Annotated in this window: 19 protein-coding genes and 1 other RNA gene; 19 read left to right on the forward strand and 1 reads right to left on the reverse strand. The window is 33.4% G+C overall.

The genetic code is table 11. The features are described 5' to 3' along the window. The first annotated feature begins 4 nt into the window (after nucleotides 1–4). From SOJ_RS07225 to SOJ_RS07295, 16 genes are all read left to right on the forward strand, one after another. Nucleotides 5–460, forward strand: coding sequence for an ACT domain-containing protein (locus tag SOJ_RS07225; RefSeq protein WP_002507411.1), 456 nt, complete (start codon nucleotides 5–7; stop codon nucleotides 458–460). A 12-nt stretch (nucleotides 461–472) separates the two neighbouring features. After that, nucleotides 473–1,075, forward strand: a complete 603-nt coding sequence (gene ruvA / locus SOJ_RS07230) for a Holliday junction branch migration protein RuvA (RefSeq protein WP_002507412.1) — start codon at nucleotides 473–475, stop codon at nucleotides 1,073–1,075. Between the two features lie 31 nt (nucleotides 1,076–1,106). Next, a complete protein-coding gene (gene ruvB, locus SOJ_RS07235; protein ID WP_002507413.1) occupies nucleotides 1,107–2,108 on the forward strand; it encodes a Holliday junction branch migration DNA helicase RuvB in 1,002 nt (333 codons plus the stop codon). Between the two features lie 2 nt (nucleotides 2,109–2,110). Further along, entirely contained in the window at nucleotides 2,111–3,136 is a 1,026-nt protein-coding gene (gene queA / locus SOJ_RS07240; protein WP_002507414.1) for a tRNA preQ1(34) S-adenosylmethionine ribosyltransferase-isomerase QueA, read from the forward strand. A gap of 20 nt (nucleotides 3,137–3,156) precedes the next feature. Beyond that, nucleotides 3,157–4,296 carry a tRNA guanosine(34) transglycosylase Tgt gene (tgt, locus tag SOJ_RS07245; RefSeq protein ID WP_002507415.1) on the forward strand — a complete coding sequence of 380 codons (1,140 nt, stop codon included), beginning with the start codon at nucleotides 3,157–3,159 and terminating at the stop codon, nucleotides 4,294–4,296. Nucleotides 4,297–4,314: 18 nt separating this feature from the next. After that, nucleotides 4,315–4,575 carry a preprotein translocase subunit YajC gene (gene yajC / locus SOJ_RS07250; protein WP_002507416.1) on the forward strand — a complete coding sequence of 87 codons (261 nt, stop codon included), beginning with the start codon at nucleotides 4,315–4,317 and terminating at the stop codon, nucleotides 4,573–4,575. 363 nt (nucleotides 4,576–4,938) lie between these two features. Next, the gene (gene secDF, locus SOJ_RS07255) at nucleotides 4,939–7,215 is read left to right on the forward strand and encodes a protein translocase subunit SecDF (protein WP_037539505.1); all 2,277 of its coding nucleotides are present in this window, start codon (nucleotides 4,939–4,941) and stop codon (nucleotides 7,213–7,215) included. Nucleotides 7,216–7,535: 320 nt separating this feature from the next. Further along, the gene (recJ, locus tag SOJ_RS07260) at nucleotides 7,536–9,815 is read left to right on the forward strand and encodes a single-stranded-DNA-specific exonuclease RecJ (RefSeq protein ID WP_002507418.1); all 2,280 of its coding nucleotides are present in this window, start codon (nucleotides 7,536–7,538) and stop codon (nucleotides 9,813–9,815) included. A 12-nt stretch (nucleotides 9,816–9,827) separates the two neighbouring features. After that, nucleotides 9,828–10,346 (forward strand): adenine phosphoribosyltransferase, encoded by a 519-nt coding sequence (locus SOJ_RS07265; protein WP_002507419.1) that lies wholly within the window; start codon nucleotides 9,828–9,830, stop codon nucleotides 10,344–10,346. 416 nt (nucleotides 10,347–10,762) lie between these two features. Continuing rightward, entirely contained in the window at nucleotides 10,763–12,952 is a 2,190-nt protein-coding gene (locus SOJ_RS07270) for a RelA/SpoT family protein (RefSeq protein WP_002507420.1), read from the forward strand. Nucleotides 12,953–12,965: 13 nt separating this feature from the next. Continuing rightward, nucleotides 12,966–13,418, forward strand: coding sequence for a D-aminoacyl-tRNA deacylase (gene dtd / locus SOJ_RS07275; protein WP_002507421.1), 453 nt, complete (start codon nucleotides 12,966–12,968; stop codon nucleotides 13,416–13,418). Beyond that, a complete protein-coding gene (locus SOJ_RS07280) occupies nucleotides 13,415–14,287 on the forward strand; it encodes an N-acetylmuramoyl-L-alanine amidase (protein ID WP_002507422.1) in 873 nt (290 codons plus the stop codon). The genes dtd and SOJ_RS07280 overlap by 4 nt, the downstream gene beginning before the upstream one ends. A 330-nt stretch (nucleotides 14,288–14,617) precedes the next feature. Then, the gene (gene hisS, locus SOJ_RS07285) at nucleotides 14,618–15,880 is read left to right on the forward strand and encodes a histidine--tRNA ligase (RefSeq protein WP_002507423.1); all 1,263 of its coding nucleotides are present in this window, start codon (nucleotides 14,618–14,620) and stop codon (nucleotides 15,878–15,880) included. 11 nt (nucleotides 15,881–15,891) lie between these two features. Next, nucleotides 15,892–17,658, forward strand: coding sequence for an aspartate--tRNA ligase (gene aspS / locus SOJ_RS07290; RefSeq protein ID WP_002507424.1), 1,767 nt, complete (start codon nucleotides 15,892–15,894; stop codon nucleotides 17,656–17,658). 63 nt (nucleotides 17,659–17,721) lie between these two features. Next, a non-coding RNA gene (ssrS, locus tag SOJ_RS14195) (6S RNA) lies at nucleotides 17,722–17,911 on the forward strand. A 165-nt stretch (nucleotides 17,912–18,076) separates the two neighbouring features. Continuing rightward, complete coding sequence (locus tag SOJ_RS07295; protein WP_002507425.1) at nucleotides 18,077–18,847, forward strand: tRNA threonylcarbamoyladenosine dehydratase; 771 nt, start codon at nucleotides 18,077–18,079, stop codon at nucleotides 18,845–18,847. A gap of 85 nt (nucleotides 18,848–18,932) precedes the next feature. On the opposite strand, the gene SOJ_RS07300 is transcribed toward SOJ_RS07295, so the two are convergent. Further along, nucleotides 18,933–20,210: a replication-associated recombination protein A gene (locus tag SOJ_RS07300; RefSeq protein ID WP_002507426.1), complete on the reverse strand. Its 1,278-nt coding sequence runs from the start codon at nucleotides 20,208–20,210 to the stop codon at nucleotides 18,933–18,935. 86 nt (nucleotides 20,211–20,296) lie between these two features. Between SOJ_RS07300 and cymR the strand changes: the two genes are divergently transcribed. From cymR to SOJ_RS14570, 3 genes are all read left to right on the forward strand, one after another. Then, the gene (gene cymR / locus SOJ_RS07305) at nucleotides 20,297–20,716 is read left to right on the forward strand and encodes a cysteine metabolism transcriptional regulator CymR (protein ID WP_002507427.1); all 420 of its coding nucleotides are present in this window, start codon (nucleotides 20,297–20,299) and stop codon (nucleotides 20,714–20,716) included. A gap of 136 nt (nucleotides 20,717–20,852) precedes the next feature. Beyond that, nucleotides 20,853–21,035, forward strand: coding sequence for a CsbD family protein (locus SOJ_RS07310; RefSeq protein ID WP_002507428.1), 183 nt, complete (start codon nucleotides 20,853–20,855; stop codon nucleotides 21,033–21,035). A gap of 24 nt (nucleotides 21,036–21,059) precedes the next feature. Then, the gene (locus SOJ_RS14570) at nucleotides 21,060–21,209 is read left to right on the forward strand and encodes a hypothetical protein (RefSeq protein ID WP_002507429.1); all 150 of its coding nucleotides are present in this window, start codon (nucleotides 21,060–21,062) and stop codon (nucleotides 21,207–21,209) included. Nucleotides 21,210–21,343 lie beyond the last annotated feature (134 nt).

A 21,343-nucleotide genomic window follows, 5' to 3' on the forward strand; every position in this document is an offset into this window, starting at 1 on the left:
TAATTTGGACAAAAAAGACTATAAAAAGTTTTATTTAATTAGAGAAGATGTTTTACCAGAATCAGTTGTAAAAACTTTAAAAATTAAAGATGTATTAAAAAATGATCCGTCATTGTCCATATTTGAAGCAGTCAAACAGTTTGATTTATCTAGAAGTGCATTTTATAAATATCGAGATACTATATTTCCGATTGATGAAAAAATGGAATCAACGAGAGAGTTTACATTAATATTGTATGTCAATGATATCGTAGGCATGTTGGCACATGTATTAAATACATTATCTAGTTTACAGTTATCTGTATTAACCATTCACCAAAGTATTCCAATGGATGGAAGAGCAACAATCACACTTTCATTAGATGCGAAGGGTACGGATTTGGAAATTGATGATGTAATGGAAGCTTTAAAAATTATTGATCATATTTCTAAAGTTGAATTAATTAGTATGACTATATAAGGAAGTGTAAACTTGTACGCATATATTAAAGGCACATTAACAGTATTGAATCCTACACACGTAGTGGTTGAAGCATCAGGTGTAGGATATGAGATTCAAACACCTAATTCTTATCGTTTTCAAAAACAAATGGATCAAGAAGTTGTGATTCACACTTCACTTATCGTAAGAGAAGATGCACAGTTGCTCTATGGCTTTATAAATCAAGAAGAAAAAGATATGTTTTTAAGCTTGATAAAAGTAACTGGCATAGGTCCGAAATCTGCACTAGCTATTTTAGCAAGTAGTTCTCCGAATGACGTCAAAATTGCCATCGAGAATGAAAATGATGCTTATTTAACACAATTCCCTGGAATAGGTAAAAAAACTGCACGCCAAATTGTCTTGGATCTTAAAGGTAAGGTTCAGATTAACGAAGTAGATAGCAGTCAGCTATTAAACATGGGAATTGATAGTAATGGCGCAACTGCAATTGTTAAAGAAGCAATGCTAGCATTAGAAGCATTAGGTTATTCTAAACGTGAATTGACTAAAGTCGAAAAAACATTAACTAAAGAATCATTTGAATCTGTCGATGATGCAGTTAAAAGAGGATTACAATTACTTATATCATAAATATTACTATATTTAAAAAGGGGGGAATGTAATGGATGATAGAATGGTAGACCAATCAGTACATGAAGAGGAATCTTCATTTGAACTTTCTTTACGACCAACAAGGTTACGTCAATATATTGGACAATCAGCGATTAAATCGAATTTAGAAGTGTTTATTAAAGCAGCTAAAATGAGACAAGAGCCGTTAGATCATGTCCTATTATTTGGCCCCCCTGGATTAGGTAAAACGACTTTGTCTAACATCATTGCGAATGAAATGGAAGTAAATATTAGAACGATTTCTGGGCCATCTGTAGAACGGCCAGGTGATTTAGCGGCGATTCTTTCTAGTTTACAACCAGGAGACGTTTTATTTATTGATGAAATTCACAGGTTAAGTAGTGTTGTTGAAGAAGTATTATATCCTGCAATGGAAGATTTCTTTTTGGACATCGTTATTGGTAAAGGAGAAGAAGCGAGAAGTATTCGTATAGACTTGCCACCATTTACTTTAATAGGTGCTACTACAAGAGCAGGTAGCTTAACGGCTCCGTTACGTGATAGATTCGGTGTTCATCTCAGATTAGAGTATTACGAAGAACCTGAATTAGAAGAAATTATTGTGCGTACTGCTGAAGTATTGGGAACGTCTATTGATAAAGAAAGTGCAACGGAATTAGCTAAACGTAGTCGAGGTACGCCAAGGGTTGCCAATCGTTTGTTAAAACGTGTACGTGATTTTCAACAAGTGAAGGAAGATGAATCAATTAGCATAGATACTACAAAGCAATCTCTGAAGTTATTACAAGTAGATGATGAAGGGCTAGATTACATTGATCATAAAATGATGAATTGTATATTGCAGCAGTATAAAGGCGGACCTGTTGGTTTGGATACGATAGCTGTTTCTATTGGTGAGGAACGCATTACAATTGAAGATGTATATGAACCCTTTTTAATTCAAAAAGGTTTCATTGAGCGTACGCCAAGAGGACGGAAAGCGACACCTTATGCATTTGAACATTTTAGCAAGAATGGAAAGAGGGAATAAGCTTGGATATTGAAGCATTTGATTATCATTTGCCTGAAGCATTGATAGCACAAACACCTCTGAAAAACAGAGATGAGAGTAAATTATTAGTTCTTGGCAGACAAACTGGTGATATTGAACATAAACATTTTAAAGATGTCATTGATTACTTAGATAAAGGTGACACACTTGTATTAAACGATACAAGAGTAATGCCAGCTCGTTTGTTTGGTTTGAAAGAAGAAACCGGTGCAAAAGTAGAGATGCTAATGCTGACACAAATCTCTGGTAATGATTGGGAAGTATTATTAAAACCTGCAAAAAGAATCAAAGTTGGTAACAAATTATCGTTCGGTGATGGCAAAATAGTTGCTGAGTGTATTGAGGAGTTAAATCAAGGTGGTCGTATAATGAGACTACATTACGAGGGCATATTACAAGAGCGCTTAGATGAGCTTGGTGAAATGCCGTTACCTCCTTATATTAAAGAACGCTTAGATGATCAAGATCGTTATCAAACTGTTTATGCCAAAGCATCTGGTTCTGCAGCAGCACCAACAGCAGGGTTACATTTTACTGATGAATTATTAAATCGTATAAAAGCAAAAGGTATTAACATCGCATTCATTACACTACATGTTGGTTTAGGTACATTTAGACCTGTAAGTGTAGATAATATTGACGATCATGAAATGCACAGTGAATATTATCAAATGGACCAAGAAACAGCGAAGTTGTTAAATGAAACCAAGTCTAAAGGACATCGTGTAATTTCTGTAGGTACAACTTCAACTAGGACATTAGAAACGATTATGCAAACAAATGAGGCATTTAAAGCTCAAAGCGGCTGGACAGATATCTTTATCTTCCCAGGCTATACATTTAAGGCAATTGATGGTTTAATTACAAACTTTCATTTACCAAAATCAACGCTTGTAATGCTAGTATCTGCTTTCAGTAGTAGAGATTATATTTTAAATGCATATCAACAAGCGGTAAAATCAGAATACAGATTCTTTAGTTTCGGAGATGCAATGTTAATTATTTAGGGAATGAAAGGAGATTTTATATGCCAGCAGTAACGTATGAGCATATTAAAACTTGTAAGCAATCAGGTGCGCGTTTAGGTATTGTACACACACCTCATGGATCATTTGAAACACCGATGTTTATGCCAGTAGGAACAAAAGCAACTGTTAAAACAATGAGTCCAGAAGAATTACATCAGATGGAAGCGAAAATCATTTTAGGGAATACTTATCATTTGTGGTTACAGCCAGGAAATGATATTATCAAAAAGAGTGGGGGCTTACATCAGTTCATGAACTGGAATGGTCCTATACTGACTGATTCTGGCGGTTTCCAAGTATTTAGCTTAAGTAATTTGAGAAACATTACTGAAAAAGGCGTAGAGTTCCGTCATCACAAAAATGGATCGAAACTATTTTTGAGTCCTGAGAAAGCTACAGAGATTCAAAATGATCTAGGTTCAGATATTATGATGGCATTTGACGAATGTCCTCCAATGCCTGCCGAATATAAATATGTGAAAGATTCTATTGAAAGAACCACTAGATGGGCTGAGAGATGTTTGAAAGCACATAAGAGACCTGAAGATCAAGCTTTGTTTGGTATTATACAAGGCGGAGAATATAAAGATCTTAGAAAACAAAGCGCTGAGGAATTAGTTGCTTTAGATTTTCCAGGATATGCAATTGGTGGCTTGTCTGTAGGAGAGCCTAAGCCAGTAATGTACGATATGGTGACGCATACTGAACAATTTATGCCGAAGGATAAACCACGTTATTTAATGGGTGTGGGTTCACCAGATGCATTGATTGAATGTAGTATTCGAGGTATAGACATGTTTGACTGTGTACTACCAACACGTATCGCACGTAACGGTACTTGTATGACTTCACATGGACGAGTGACTATTAAAAATGCCAAATATGCAGAAGATTTAGGACCACTTGATGAAAATTGTGACTGCTATACTTGTAAAAATTATAGTAGAGCTTACATAAGACATTTAATTAAAGCAGAAGAAACTTTTGGTATCCGTCTTACTACTTATCATAATTTACATTTCTTGCTAAAATTAATGGAAAATGTACGACAAGCTATTCGTGAAGATCGTCTTCTTGATTTTAAAGAAGAATTCTTTGAACAGTATGGACTTAATGTAGACAACCCAAAAAACTTTTAACAAGGGAGAAATAAAATAATGCAATTTACTTCATTAATATTACCAATTTTATTATTAGCATTAATGTGGTTTTTCTTAATCAGACCACAACAAAAAAGAGCGAAAGAGCATCGTGAAATGATTAGCCAAGTAAGTTCTGGCCAACATGTAACTACAATCGGTGGTATCAAAGGTACTGTTCGTGCAGTAGATGAAACTACAGTAGTATTAACTTTAAATGGCAACGGTACTGAAATCACTTTAGAAAAACCTGCTATAAAACAAGTTGATCCTTCATAATAAAGTAAAGAACTGATATGAAAATATCAGTTCTTTTTTTATTGACATATTCTACTGAAACATTAATGGAAATCATATATACTTTCTTAAACAATATGCTGATATAGTGTTATAATTTAAAATGACCTAGTATATAATCATCATAGCTTAACGTATAAACGAGTAATATTCTTGTAACAATTTAAAAAGTTAATAACGCTTACAATTAAGTTATGAATACAAAATAGTTGAGTTAGTTTTTACACACGTTGTAATATGTTAAGATAATAAGGTCGTTTAGAAAAACGTATAGATTGTATAAAATTGCATTAAAATGATTTAATCAAGTATTCTTATAACATAAGCTTACAATGAGGTGTTTAAGTGAAGAAGAGTAGTAGAATAGTTGCATTCATAGTGTTGGTAGCTCTGTTGTTGGGCGCTATGGCATTTACTTATAAGAGTGTAGTTAAAGACGTTAGTCTTGGTTTAGACTTACAAGGTGGATTTGAGGTCTTATATCAAGTAGATCCTTTACAAAAAGATGATAAAATTGACGATAAAGCGGTTAAATCAACAGCGAAAACGCTTGAAAATCGTGTCAACGTCTTAGGTGTTTCCGAGCCGAAAATTCAAGTCGAAGATAAAAATAGGATTCGTGTTCAACTTGCTGGTGTTAAAAACCAGTCTGAAGCGCGGGATGTTTTATCATCACAAGCAAATTTAACGATTCGTGATGCAGATGATAATATCAAATTGACTGGTAAAGATATTCAACAAGGTTCAGCAAAACAAGAATTCAAAGAGAATACGAATCAACCAGCAGTTACTTTCCAATTAAAAGATAGTGATAAATTTAAAAAAGTAACTGAAGAAATTTCGAAAAAAGATGAAAACGTCATGGTTGTTTGGTTAGATTACGAAAAAGGCGATTCTTACCATAAAGAAGTGACTAAAAAAGATCCGAAATTCGTTTCAGCTGCTTCAGTAGATAAACCAATTAACTCTGATAGTGTTGAAATTTCAGGTGGATTTAACGGTGAAGAAGGCATTAAAGAGGCAAAACAAATTGCTGATTTATTAAATGCAGGTTCCTTACCAGTAGATTTAAATGAGATTTATTCTAATTCAGTTGGCGCCCAATTTGGTCAAGATGCATTAGATAAAACAGTATTTGCTGCTGTAATTGGTATCGCAGTAATTTATCTATTCATGTTAGGTTTCTACCGTTTACCAGGTTTAGTAGCAATTATTGCACTAACGGCGTATATATACCTAACAATGGTAGCATTTAACTTTATATCTGGTGTACTTACATTACCAGGTTTAGCAGCTTTAGTGTTAGGTGTCGGTATGGCTGTCGATGCGAACATTATAATGTATGAGCGGATTAAAGATGAGCTCAAAATTGGACGGACGCTCAAACAAGCTTATAAAAAGGCGAATAAGAGTTCTTTCTTAACCATTTTCGATGCACAGTTAACAACTGTTATCGCAGCCGCAGTGTTGTTCTTCTTTGGTGAAAGTTCAGTTAAAGGTTTCGCAACTATGTTACTTATTGGTATCTTAATGATCTTCGTAACAGCAGTGTTCCTATCAAGATTGCTATTATCACTACTTGTGTCATCTAATTACTTCAAAAAATCATATTGGTTATTTGGTGTAAACAAGAAAGATATTCATAATATCAATGAAGAAAAAGATATTCATAATTTGAGAACGCCATATGAGCGTTGGGACTTTATGAAATTAGCGAAACCATTGTTATCATTAAGTGCCATTATTATCATTGTTGGTGCCATCATTCTCTTCATTTTCAAATTAAATTTAGGTATTGACTTCACAAGTGGTACGAGAGTTGATTTTGAATCTGAAAATAAAGTGTCAGAGGAAAAAGTAACTCAAACACTTGAAGATAAAGATTTCAAACCCTCTCAGGTTTCATTAGGTAAAAATGGACAAAATGCAACCGTCCAATTTAAAAATGATTTGTCTAAAGATGAAGTTGCTAAAATTAAGAGTACTATAGATAATGAATTTGGTAATGATCCAACGGTCAATACGGTTTCACCTGTGATTGGTCGGGAACTTGCTAAAAATGCTATGTTTGCACTTGTATATGCTGCTATTGGTATTATTATATATACTACATTTAGATTTGAGTGGCGTATGGGGCTATCATCCGTAATTGCATTACTACATGATGCATTTATGATTGTTGCTGTATTTAGTTTATTCAGATTAGAGGTGGATATTACCTTTATCGCTGCAGTATTAACGATTATTGGTTACTCTATCAATGATACGATTGTTACATTTGATAGGGTCCGGGAAAACTTACACAAAGTAAAAGTAATTACGAAGAAATCTCAAATAGACGATATTGTTAATAGATCGATTCGTCAGACAATGACACGTTCTATCAATACTGTTTTAACAGTAGTTATCGTAGTTATTTCGTTACTGGCATTTGGTGCACCAAGTATCTTTAACTTCTCATTAGCCTTACTTATCGGTCTGATTTCAGGTGTGTTCTCATCTGTGTTTATCGCAGTACCGTTATGGGGCATTATGAAGAAACGTCAACTTAAAAAATCAGATGATCATAAGATTGTCGTTTATAAAGAGAAAAAATCAAATGATGAAAAAATCTTAGTATAAGTTGCACAGGATGTAAGTACTTTGAATCTAGTGAAAACTATAGCTAAAATATGTTAAAGAAAGTGAAACAGCTCGAATTAAAAATTCGGGCTGTTTTTTTATGTGTTTAAAAAGGTATTAACGAATATAGTAATTTTAAATATGAATGATGGTTATTAAGCTAAAGTATATTGCATTTCATGTTAAGATGTATTTGTGAATTTTTTAAAAAACCATGGTATTCGCTGTATAAATATAATAGAAAGTCTTATTTAAATGTAAGTACTTTTTATTTTCGAATATCTTTTGTATAATTGCTTGTGGAAATGAGGGAGAATAGTATGATTAAATCCAAGTATACTTGGGATGTTAACGCACCAGAAACTGAGATTACAGAGGAAGTTTCATCAGACTTAAAGCTAACTCCTATTGTAAAGAAAATCTTAGAAAGTAAAGGATTAACTGATAAACCATCAATTGAGGCTTTGTTAAAAGGCACTCAAGTCACACATGATCCATTATTAATGAGCGATATGACTAAAGCTGTCGAACGTATTAATTTGGCGATAGATCAAAATCAAAAGATTTTAGTGTATGGTGATTATGATGCAGATGGTGTAACGTCTACAACTATACTCGTAAACACGTTAAAAGAGTTGGGCGCACATGTAGGTTGGTATATACCGAATCGTTTCTCTGAAGGTTATGGTCCAAATGAAATGGCGTTCAAAAATGCTTATGAAGAAGAGATTTCACTCATTATTACTGTAGATAATGGCATACAAGGCCATGAAGAAATACAAATGGTGCAAGATTTAGGTGTCGATGTAATTGTGACAGACCATCACGAAATTGGTAGAACAATGCCTAATGCTTATGCAATTGTACATCCAATGCATCCGGAATTTGATTATCCATTCAAATATTTATGTGGTGCAGGCGTAGCTTATAAATTAGCACAGAATTTATTGGATGAGCCACCTGCATATTTTCTTGGCTTAGTTGCTATAGGAACAATTGCTGATTTAGTATCTTTAACGGATGAAAATCGAACTTTAGTTCAACAAGGATTAGAAGTTCTTAATGATCATTGTCCACCATCTATAAGGGCGATTTTAAAACAAGCTGGTTACAGTGATGAAATTAATGAAGAAACAATCGGTTTTATCATCGGCCCTCGTTTAAACGCAGTAGGTAGACTTGAAGATGCTGCGCTTGCTGCAGAATTATTAATGGCTGAAACAGATGAAGAAGCTGATTTTTTAGCTGAACAAGTTGAATTCTTTAATCAAGAGCGTAAAGATATCGTTGCACAAATTTCTGAAGAAGCATTACAAGTTGCTGAAGCACAAGTACAACAAGGCGCTAAATTTTTATTATTAGCTGAACCTAATTGGCATGAAGGTGTTTTAGGCATAGTGGCTTCTAAAGTTGTAGAAACGTATAGTTTACCAACGCTTATATTAAATGTCGATGAGGCGCAAGGCCATGCAAAAGGCTCAGCTCGTAGCATAGCTCAAGTCTCAATGTTCGAAGTTTTGAATGCACATGGTGATTTAATTTCGAAATTTGGTGGTCATCATATGGCTGCAGGTGTAACGATGCCTATAGAACACATTGAAACACTGAGACAAGGATTAAATGATTGGATGACTCAACTTGCTGAAACAACATCACTTGAGCCACGTAAAAAAGTAGATGTTAAAATTTCAGAAGCTGATATAACAATAAAAAATATTCAAGATATTCAAAGACTACGCCCTTTTGGCACAGACTTTTCTAGTCCATGCTTTGAATTACAAGATGTTAATGTCAATCAAGTAAAAGGAATTGGCCAAGAACAGAAACATCTCAAACTCGTAATGGGTGAAAGTCAATTACAGGCTATCTTTTGGCAAAACGGGCACCTTGTTAAAGAATTAGGAGAACAGCAACCGATTAATTGTATCGGTACGTTGCAGATTAATGAATGGAATGGTTTTCAATCTCCTCAATTCATGATACAAGACTTATCAAGTAATAACTTACAAATTCTTGATTATCGAAGTAAAAGTAAAGTGAGTGGCTTTGAGCAAAATTCAACGGATGTAGCTTATCTTATTCATAAAAAAAGTGAAAAACTAGGCGAGAATTATTACTTTTATGGTGATGAAATTCAACAAAATTATGATAAATATGTGTTCCGCGATTTGCCTGCTTCGATACAAGAAATCAGAGATACTTTGAAAACTGTGGAGGTTTCCCAAATTTACCTTGTTTTAAATCATGAACGCTCGATTTATTTCGAAGGCATGCCCAAAATGGAAACATTCAAACAATGCTTTAAAGCGTTAGCTACGAAAAAAGAAACTAATTTAGCTAAAGATGGTGTGCAACTTTGCCAATACTTAAATATACAGTCTAGTATGCTTAAATTCATCTTGAAAGTTTTCCTTGATTTAGAGTTTATCAAAGATGAAAATGGTATAATTAAGATAAATAGCGACTCCACTAAGAAAGCAATTGAATCGAGTAAGTATTATCAAGGTCGTTTGGAAAGAATTGAAGTTGAAAAAATGTTGCTTTATGAAGATTTTACTAATTTAAAGCAATGGATTAAGTCTGAACTGGTAGATAAATAGGAGGAAGTTTGAATGGATTTAAAACAGTATGTGTCGGAAGTAGAAGATTGGCCAAAGCCTGGAGTTAACTTTAAAGATATTACAACAATTATGGATAACGGTGAAGTATTTGGTTATGCTACAGATCAAATTGTCCATTATGCTAAAGACCGTGATGTAGATGTGATAGTTGGACCAGAAGCGCGTGGCTTTATCATAGGTTGCCCAGTAGCTTATTCAATGGGTATTGGTTTTGCGCCAGTTAGAAAAGAAGGCAAATTACCAAGAGAAGTAATTCGCTACGAATACGATTTAGAATATGGGACAAATGTGCTAACAATGCATAAAGATGCGCTTAAACCAGGTCAACGTGTGTTAATTACCGATGACTTATTAGCTACGGGTGGAACGATTGAAGCGGCAATTAAACTTGTTGAACAATTAGGTGGCATCGTTGTAGGTATTGCATTTATCATTGAACTTAAATATCTTAACGGTATTGAAAAAATAGAAGATTACGACGTAATGAGTTTAATCTCATACGACGAATAAAATATAATAGTAAGATAACGAAAGAAGCTCAGACATGTACTTATGTTCTAGCTTCTTTTTTTATTTAAGATATATATAATGTATACATTAGAGCGAATCGTCGGTGAGTTACCTAAGACCTTTTGTCTTAAGCTATTTCATTTTTTTTGAAATTTTAAAACATTTGAGTCTTTCATATTAATGACATACACTTGAACACACTATATAATATTTAAAAATAAACTTTATTTTCCCAATACGCACATGAACTCATTTATTTATTTAATAACATGTAGTATCATATAACTATTATACAAAATTTGACCTAATAAAATGAAAATACGTTACAATCGTAGTTAAATAAAATTAGATAAAGCTAACGAAATATAATACTGGGTATCTAATAACGATTAATATTTAGTATAGGGGTGTCTTAAGTGAACAATGAATATCCATATAGTGCTGATGAAGTACTATCCAAAGCCAAATCATATTTGTCAAAAGAAGATTATGAATATGTGTTAAAAAGTTATCATATTGCTTATGAGGCACATGAAGGTCAATTTCGAAAAAATGGTTTACCATACATAATGCATCCAATTCAAGTTGCTGGCATATTAACTGAAATGCATTTAGATGGGCCAACAATTGTTGCGGGATTTTTACATGACGTAATCGAGGATACACCATATACATTTGATGATGTTCAAGGTATGTTCAATGAAGAAATTGCAGTTATTGTAGAAGGTGTAACAAAATTAAAAAAAGTGAAATATCGTTCGAAAGAAGAACAACAAGCGGAGAATCATCGAAAACTATTTATCGCAATTGCTAAAGATGTACGTGTGATTTTAGTTAAATTGGCAGATCGTTTGCATAATATGAGAACAATAAAACCGATGCCAAGAGAAAAACAAATTAGAATTTCTAAAGAGACACTCGAAATTTATGCACCTTTGGCTCATAGATTAGGTATTAATACCATTAAATGGGAATTGGAAGATACAGCGCTTAGATACATAGATAGCGTTCAATATTTCAGAATTGTTAATTTAATGAAGAAAAAACGTAGTGAAAGAGAAGATTACATTCAAAATGCTATAAATCGTATACAAGCAGATATGTCTAGCATGAATATTGTTGGAGAAATCAATGGACGACCTAAACACATATATAGTATATATAGAAAAATGGTTAAACAAAAGAAGCAGTTTGATCAAATTTTCGATTTATTAGCTGTTAGAATTATCGTAAATTCTATCAATGATTGTTACGCTGTACTGGGCTTAGTACACACACTTTGGAAACCGATGCCTGGTAGATTTAAGGATTACATTGCGATGCCAAAACAAAATATGTATCAGTCACTGCATACAACTGTTGTTGGTCCAAACGGCGATCCGCTTGAAATACAAATCAGAACTTCTGAAATGCATGAAATCGCTGAACATGGTGTAGCAGCACACTGGGCATATAAAGAAGGCAAAAAAGTAACTGAGAAAGCACAAAACTTTAATAAAAAATTAAATTGGATTAAAGAGTTTGCAGAAACAGACAATACTACTTCGGATGCTGAAGAATTTATGGAAACACTTAAATTTGATTTACAAAGTGACAAAGTATATGCATTTACACCAGAAAGTGACGTTGTAGAATTGCCTTACGGTGCAGTTCCTATTGATTTTGCATATGCAGTTCATAGTGAAGTAGGTAATAAAATGATAGGTTCAAAAGTAAATGGTAAGATCGAACCTATAGACTATGTATTGCAGACTGGAGATATTGTTGAAATTAGAACAAGCAAGCATTCTTACGGTCCAAGTAGAGATTGGTTGAAAATTGTAAAATCATCAAGTGCGAAAAGTAAAATTCGCAGTTTCTTTAAAAAACAAGATCGCTCTTCAAACATTGAAAAGGGTAAATTTATGATTGAAGCGGAAATAAAAGATCAAGGTTTCAGAGTAGACACAGTATTAAATGAAGAAAACATTGACGTAGTAAATAATAAATATAATTTTGCTAACGATGATGACTTATTTGCTGCAGTTGGTTTTGGTGGCGTAACAGCTTTACAAATAGTGAATAAATTGACTGAAAAACAGCGTATTCAAGATAAACAAAAAGCATTGAATTCAGCACAAGAAATTTCTAAATCAGTACCTATTAAAGAAGACATTACAACGGATAGTGGCGTATATGTTGAAGGTATTGAAAATGTCTTAATCAAATTATCAAAATGTTGTAATCCAATCCCAGGTGATGATATTGTTGGTTATATCACTAAAGGGCATGGCATTAAAGTACATAGAACAGATTGCCCTAATATTAAAAGTGAAAAAGACCGCTTGATTCATGTAGAATGGGTACGTTCTAAAGACGCTACTCAACGTTATCAGGTAGATTTAGAAGTTTCTGCTTACGATAGAAATGGGCTTCTAAATGAAGTGTTACAAGCGGTAAATTCAACTAAAAGTAATTTAGTGAAAGTATCTGGTAAGTCAGATATCGATAAAAATGCTGTAATTAATATTAGTGTTATGGTAAAAAATGTTAATGAAGTTTACCAAGTTGTAGACAAGATTAAACAACTCGGCGATGTATATACTGTCACAAGAGTTTGGAATTAGAGGTGCAACATACATGAAAATAGTCGTACAAAGAGTAAAAGAAGCTTCGGTTTCTAATGAAAATATTGAAAATAAAATAAAAAAAGGATATTGCTTATTTGTTGGTGTTGGTAAAACATCTACCGAGGCTGATATTTTGGCATTAGCAAAAAAAATTGTGAATGCACGGTTATTTGAAGATAATGATGGAAAGCTTAACTTAAATATTCAACAAGTTGAAGGTGAAATTTTATCTATATCGCAATTCACATTGTATGCAGACGTTAGAAAAGGGAACAGACCAGGATTCTCTTATTCTATGCCTCCCGAACAGGCAAATGAATATTACGAAATGTTTAACGATGCATTACGTTCTTATGGAATAAACGTGTTAACAGGCGAATTTGGTACGGATATGTTAGTGAATATTGCTAATGATGGACCTGTAACAGTGATTTATGAAAGTCAGGATGGCAAAATAGTATGAAAAAACTCGATACTTGGTTAGAAAAACATAATCTTAGAAATATCCCCACATTTATTGTCGCAGTAGCATTTGTCATTTTCGTTATTATGATTATTGCTTTCTTAAATCATAATGATGAAAACAGTAGTACGATTTATATTACTGAAGATGCAGAATTAAGAACTGGACCTAACGCTGTTTATCCAGAAATTAATTCAATCAAAAAGGGACAAAACTTCCATAAAATTGGCGAATCTGGTAAGTGGATTGAAGTAGAATCCGGTAACAATGAAAAAGGCTGGGTGGCTGGTTGGCATACGAATTTAAATATTCAAGCAGACACTAACAAGAATGCTAAACCTTTGAAAGATAAAATAATTGTACTTGACCCTGGTCACGGTGGACGTGATCAGGGGGCATCAAGTAATACAAACAAACATAGTAAAGAGAAAGTATACACTTTAAAAACCGCTAAAGAACTCAAAGCACTTTTAGAAAAAGAAGGTGCAACAGTGAATATGACACGTAGTTCAGATGAATATGTCAGTCTTAGCGATAGAAATATTAAAGGTGATGCTTATATTAGTATACATAACGATTCATTAAAATCAGCTAAAGCAAACGGTAGTACCGTTTATTGGTTTAAGAAAAATCAAAAAGCATTAGCAGAGACGTTGAGTGCAAGCTTACAAAAGAAAGCTTTATTAACAAATAAAGGTGCACGACAAGAAAACTTCCAAGTATTGAGACAAACAGATGTACCAGCAGTATTATTAGAGTTAGGTTATATTAGTAATCCTACAGATGAAGATATGATTAGAGATCAATTACATCGACAAATTGTAGAAAAAGCAGTAGTTGATGGACTACGTGCATACTTCTCAGAATAAAAGGGTTGCATATTAGTCATAAACTCGTTATTATTAAATATGAATTCTATATTAAAACCGCTATGATTCTTGAAAATTCTAAATGAAATGGTAACATTTAAACAATGCGAAGAGACATAATTCCTGGCTGAAAAATTATGCTTAGTAATTTAGAAATTTAACACAAGAAGAGGTGCTTTAAAAATAAAGCCGTGTAACGAACGTTATTCGTATGAAGTGGGTTATAAATTTAAATATTTATAACCAATTAGGGTGGCAACACGGAAATTCGTCCCTTGTATGACTATTAGTCATGCAAGGGTTTTTTTATTGCTTAAAAGGAGAGGTTCTATGATAAATATACCTAGAGGGACTCAAGATATTTTACCAGAGGAAACAAAGAAATGGCGTTATATTGAAGCAAAGTTAGATCAACTCATGGAATTGTATAATTACGAAGAAATTCGTACACCAATTTTTGAAAGTACTGAATTATTTGCACGTGGTGTAGGTGGTTCAACGGATGTTGTTCAAAAAGAAATGTATACCTTTAAAGATAAAGGTGACCGAAATATCACATTACGTCCAGAGGGCACAGCAGCAGTTGTCCGTTCATATATAGAAAATAAAATGCAAGGTATTGCGAACCAACCTATTAAACTATACTATAACGGACCAATGTTTCGTTATGAACGAAAACAAAAAGGTAGATATCGCCAATTCACTCAGTTTGGTGTAGAAGCTATTGGCGCTGAAAATCCAGGTGTTGATGCAGAAGTATTAGCAATGGCAATGCATATCTATCAGTCATTTGGATTGAAACACTTAAAACTCGTTATTAATAGTATTGGTGATATAAATTCTCGTAAAGAATATAATGATGCACTTGTGAATCATTTTGAACCTGTAATCGATCAATTTTGTAGTGATTGTCAATCACGTTTACACACAAATCCGATGAGGATTTTAGATTGTAAAATCGATAAAGATAAAGAAGAAATAAAAACAGCTCCAAGTATTACAGAATTTTTAAATGAATCATCCAAAGCTTATTATTCAGAAGTAAAACAACATTTAGATGATTTAGGTATTCCGTATGTAGAAGATCCGAACTTAGTTAGAGGATTAGATTACTATACACATACTGCTTTCGAGTTAATGATGGATAACCCTAATTATGATGGTGCGATTACTACATTATGTGGTGGCGGACGATATAATGGCTTATTGGAATTATTAGATGGACCAAGTCAAACTGGTATAGGATTTGCGTTAAGTATTGAAAGATTGTTGCTTGCACTAGAGGAAGAACAAATTGAACTTAATGCCAATCATGAATTTGATTTATTTATTGTAACAATGGGCGATAAAGCGGACCGTTATGCTGTTAAACTATTAAATGATTTACGTAAAAATGGTGTGAAGGCAGATAAAGATTATTTACAACGTAAAGTTAAAGGCCAAATGAAGCAAGCAGATAGATTAAATGCGAGATATACAATAGTGGTTGGCGAGCAAGAGCTAGAAGAAAATAAGATTAATGTAAAAAATATGGAATCAGGCGAAACTGAAACTATTAAATTAGATGAAATGGTTAATTATTTCAAAAATTAAGGAGAGATATCATGAGTAAACGCACAACATACTGTGGTTTAGTAACTGAGTCGTTATTAGACCAAGAAGTAACATTAAAAGGTTGGGTACACAACCGTAGAGATTTAGGTGGCTTAATTTTTGTTGATTTACGTGACCGTGAAGGTTATGTCCAAATCGTATTTAACCCAGATTTTTCAGCAGAAGCATTACAAATTGCAGAAACTGTTAGATCAGAGTATGTGGTAGAAGTTAAAGGAATAGTTAAGCAACGTGATCCTCAAACAGTAAACCCAAAAATTGAAACTGGTCAAGTTGAAGTACAAGTTTCAGATATTCAAATTATCAATAAATCTGAGACACCTCCATTTGCTTTAAATGAAGAAAATCAAAATGTAGATGAAAATATCAGATTAAAATATAGATATCTTGATTTACGACGTCAAGAGTTAGCACAAACATTTAAAATGAGACACCAAACAACACGTTCTATTAGACAATACTTAGATCAAGAAGGTTTTTATGATATAGAAACACCTGTATTAAATAAATCTACGCCAGAGGGTGCCCGTGACTATTTAGTACCATCACGTGTACATGGCGGTGAATTTTATGCTTTACCTCAGTCACCACAAATATTCAAACAATTATTAATGATTAGTGGTTTTGATAAATACTACCAAATTGTTAAGTGTTTCCGTGATGAAGATTTACGTGCTGATCGTCAACCAGAATTCACTCAAGTAGATATTGAGATGAGCTTCGTGGATCAAGAAGATGTGATGGATATGGGCGAAGAAATGTTGCAAAATGTTGTTAAAGATGTGAAAGACGTTGAAGTACCGCGTCCATTCCCAAGAATGACATATAACGAAGCTATGAGTCGTTATGGTTCAGATAAACCAGATACACGTTTTGGCATGGAGTTAATCGATGTTTCAGAACTTGGTGAAGTCATGGACTTTAAAGTATTCAAAGATGCCATCAATAAAGATGGTCAAGTTAAGGCAATTGTAGCTGAAGGCGCTTCTGACAAATATACAAGAAAAGATATAGATGTTTTAACTGAATTTGTAAACATCTATGGTGCTAAAGGCTTAGCTTGGGTAAAAGTTGTAGAAGATGGCTTAAATGGGCCAATCGCCAAATTCTTTGAAAATGATCATGTTGAAAAGTTACAATCGCTAACTGGAGCACAAGCAGGTGACTTAGTATTATTCGTAGCAGATAAACCAAGTGTTGTTGCACAAAGTTTAGGCGCTTTACGTCTTAAACTTGCGAAAGAATTAAACATGATTGATGAAACGAAATTGAATTTCTTATGGGTTACAGATTGGCCTTTACTTGAATATGATGAAGATGTTAAACGCTATACTGCAGCACATCATCCATTCACTTCACCGAAACAAGAAGATATTGAAAAATTAAGCACTGAGCCTGAGAATGTTCAAGCTAATGCATATGATATTGTTTTGAATGGTTATGAATTAGGCGGGGGCTCTATCAGAATTCATGATGCTGATTTACAAGCTAAAATGTTCGAAGTTTTAGGTTTCACAGACGAACAAGCAAAAGAACAATTTGGTTTCTTACTAGATGCCTTTAAATATGGTGCACCACCACATGGCGGCATAGCATTAGGATTAGACCGTTTAGTTATGTTATTAACGAATCGCACAAACTTACGTGATACAATTGCCTTTCCTAAAACTGCATCTGCAACATGTCTATTAACAGATGCACCAAGTGAAGTATCAGAAAATCAATTAGAAGAACTTTCATTACGTATTCGTCATTAATTAGCGCAAAAAGTTTTAATTCTTGCTAATTTGAAATTATGTGTTATGATGTTCACATAAGATAGTCATCTGAAGTGTTCGTAAGTTTGCTTCATATTTGGGCCTAACACTCTTTGATCCGGGAGCCCAATGGGTTTTCTTGCAGCGCACACGCCTCAAAGGAGGACTTGCAAAACAAGAAACAGGGCACCCACCTGTTATAAGCAGGCCGAATGATCAAGCACTTTATAACTACGGCACTAACGGACTCTATCGTACGCAAGACTTCGGTCTTGCGTATTTTTTTTGCTGAAATTTAAAATGTGTATGCTACGATTTCAAATAATGTAAGATAAATAATGCATTTTGTAAATATAAATATATGATAATGTTATAATAGTTTTGTTATAGCATATTAATAATAATAAGGAGTATTTAGATGAGACATCAATTTTCTAGAAATGAATTAGCCTATGGTCAAGAAGGCTTGGAATTATTAAAAGAAAAGACAGTTGTTGTGCTTGGTGTAGGTGGGGTTGGTTCATTTGCCGCTGAAGCTTTGGCACGAACGAATATTGGTCATATCATTCTTATTGATAAAGATGATGTTGATATCACTAACGTCAATCGTCAATTGCATGCGCTTACGACTACAATCGGTCAGAGTAAAGTGACTTTGATGGAGGAACGTATTAAATTAATTAACCCTGATTGTAAAGTGACTTCATTACATATGTTTTATACAGAAGAAACTTATGAAGCGTTGTTCAGTGAGTATGATATCGATTATTTTGTAGATGCAAGTGACACAATCATTTATAAAGTACACTTAATGAAAGAGTGTTTAGATAGAGGTATTTCCGTGATTTCAAGCATGGGTGCTGCCAATAAAATTGATCCAACACGTTTTGAAGTTGCAGATATTTCTAAAACGCATACAGATCCTATGGCTAAAATTATAAGACGTAAATTAAAAAAATTAGGTATTCATAAAGGGATACCTGTTGTATATTCAGATGAAAGTCCAATTGTAATTAGAGAAGATGTTAAAGATACAGTGGGTGATGCTAATGCACCAACAAGAAAAGGGCAAATGCCACCATCTTCAAATGCTTTTGTGCCTAGTGTAGTTGGATTAATCAGTGCAGGTTTTGTAATTAATGATATTCTAAAAGACATTCCCGTTACGCGTATTAAAGACAAAAAATAAAAAATGTTCATTCATTAATAACTATTTAAAAAGGTAGCTTCCTGTTTTTGGAAGCTACCTTTTATGGATTATACTGATTTATATTTTATTTCTTTTTTTGTGAATGACTAATATTGTCGTAAACAGACTTAAATTGCTGTTCACTTTTAGAGGTTGTTTTGGGCTCATAATAAATTCTATTTTTAAGTTTATCGGGTAAATATTGTTGTGAAACGAATCCGCTCTCATAACTATGCGGATATTTATAACCGATTGCCCGACCTAATTCTTTAGCACCTGCATAATGACCATCTTTTAAGTGGTCAGGAATCTGACCAACATGTCCCTTACGTATATCTGATAGTGCAGCATCAATAGCTGAAATACCTGAGTTAGATTTTGGTGATAAACAAAGTTCTATTACAGCTTGGCTCAAAGGAATTCTAGCCTCGGGGAAACCTAAACGCTCAGCTGACTCTATTGCTGCTAATGTACGTTGACCAGCTGCTGGTGACGCCAAACCGACATCTTCAAAACTAATTACTAATAAACGTCGAACGATTGTTGGTAAATCTCCAGCTTCGATTAAACGTGCAAGGTAATGTAATGCAGCATTAACATCGCTACCTCTAATTGATTTTTGAAATGCACTCATTACATCGTAGTGCATGTCTCCATCTTTATCACTTACAAAAGCACCTTTTTGCAAACAATCTTTTGCATCTTCTAGTATGATATGCCTATTGCCATCAGTCACTTTAGAACTTAATACAGCCAATTCTAAAGCATTGAGTGCACTTCTAACATCGCCTTGACTTTGTGTGGTAAAGTAAGTCATTGCTTCATCATCAACAATTGGATTGTAAGTAGCGAGCCCACGTTCAGCATCATTAATTGCTCTCTCTAATGAGACTCTGACATCATTGTCATCTAATGGATATAATTCGAAAATTTGAGCTCTTGAACGTATAGCAGGATTAATTGCATGGTAAGGATTAGATGTTGTCGCGCCAATTAATACAATTTTCCCATTTTCTAAGTGCGGTAATAAAAAATCTTGTTTGGCTTTATCTAAACGATGTATTTCATCTAATAATAGAATTACTTGTCCAGACATTTTAGCTTCTTCCACAATTAACTGCATATCTTTTTTTGTATTCGTTACAGCATTGAGCTGTCGAAACTTGAATTGTGTACTGCCAGATATCGCTTTTGCAATACTTGTTTTACCTATACCAGGAGGACCAAAAAATATCATTGAAGATAATCTTTTTGTTTCAACCATTCTTCTAATAATTCCTTTTGGACCTACTAAATGTTTTTGAGAAATAATTTCATCTATGTTATTCGGACGCATTCTAGATGCAAGTGGTTCGTTCGTCACAATCTGTCACACCTTTCTAATTCTATATTAACGTAAAAAATGATAGAATGTTAATATATAGTATTCGAATTAAGTGAGGTAATATAATGAAAATTTCAACAAAAGGAAGATATGGGTTAACATTAATGATTTCCCTAGCTAAAAAACAAGGACAAGGGTGCGTATCATTAAAATCTATAGCAGAAGAAAATAATTTAAGTGATCTATATCTAGAGCAATTAGTCGGTCCTTTACGGAATGCTGGATTAATTCGAAGTGTTCGTGGTGCAAAAGGCGGTTACCAATTAAGAGTACCAGCGGAAGAAATTACAGCTGGTGATATTATACGTTTATTAGAAGGTCCAATTACGTTTGTAGAAAGTATTGAATCAGAGCCACCTGCGCAAAAAGAACTTTGGATTAGAATGAGAGATGCTGTTAGAGAAGTACTTGATAATACAACTTTACAATATCTAGCCGATTTTAAAGAAACTGATGACTTAGATGGTTATATGTTTTATATTTAAAATGTAATATAATTTATAATTTTATAGTTCAGAATGATTTCTTTTAATGAAAATATTGGATTTATTTTCTTTTTCATGTTTAGACAGAATGATTAGTGGTATTTAATTTGTATACATTGCTAAGGAGGTAATTTACATGGCAGATGAAAATAAATTCGAACAAGCAAAAGGTAATGTGAAAGAAACAGTCGGTAATGTAACTGACAATAAAGATTTAGAAAATGAAGGCAAGGAAGATAAAACTTCTGGTAAAGCTAAAGAATTCGTAGAAAATGCAAAAGATAAAGCGAATGACGCTATTGATAAATTCAAAAAATAATTTAATTTAAAAGGAGTAATTACTATGGCTGAAAATTTCTTAGACAAAGCAAAAGAAACTGCAAAAACTGTATCTGAAACATTAAAAGGGTCTGACAATGAAAAAGCACAACAAGCTTCAGAACAAATTGATAAATTCACTGGTGGCAGTGAAGATAACAAAGACGAAAAATAATCTTTGCTAAATTTCAAGTAAATAAAATGATAAAAATCNCATCACACTACTACTATAGTAGTAGTAGTTATTATTATTATTATTATTAGTTATTAGTTACTTACTTACGTTACTTACGTTACGTTAGTTAGTTA

It is taken from the genome of Staphylococcus sp. OJ82, assembly GCF_000294465.1.
Lineage (GTDB): Bacteria > Bacillota > Bacilli > Staphylococcales > Staphylococcaceae > Staphylococcus > Staphylococcus equorum.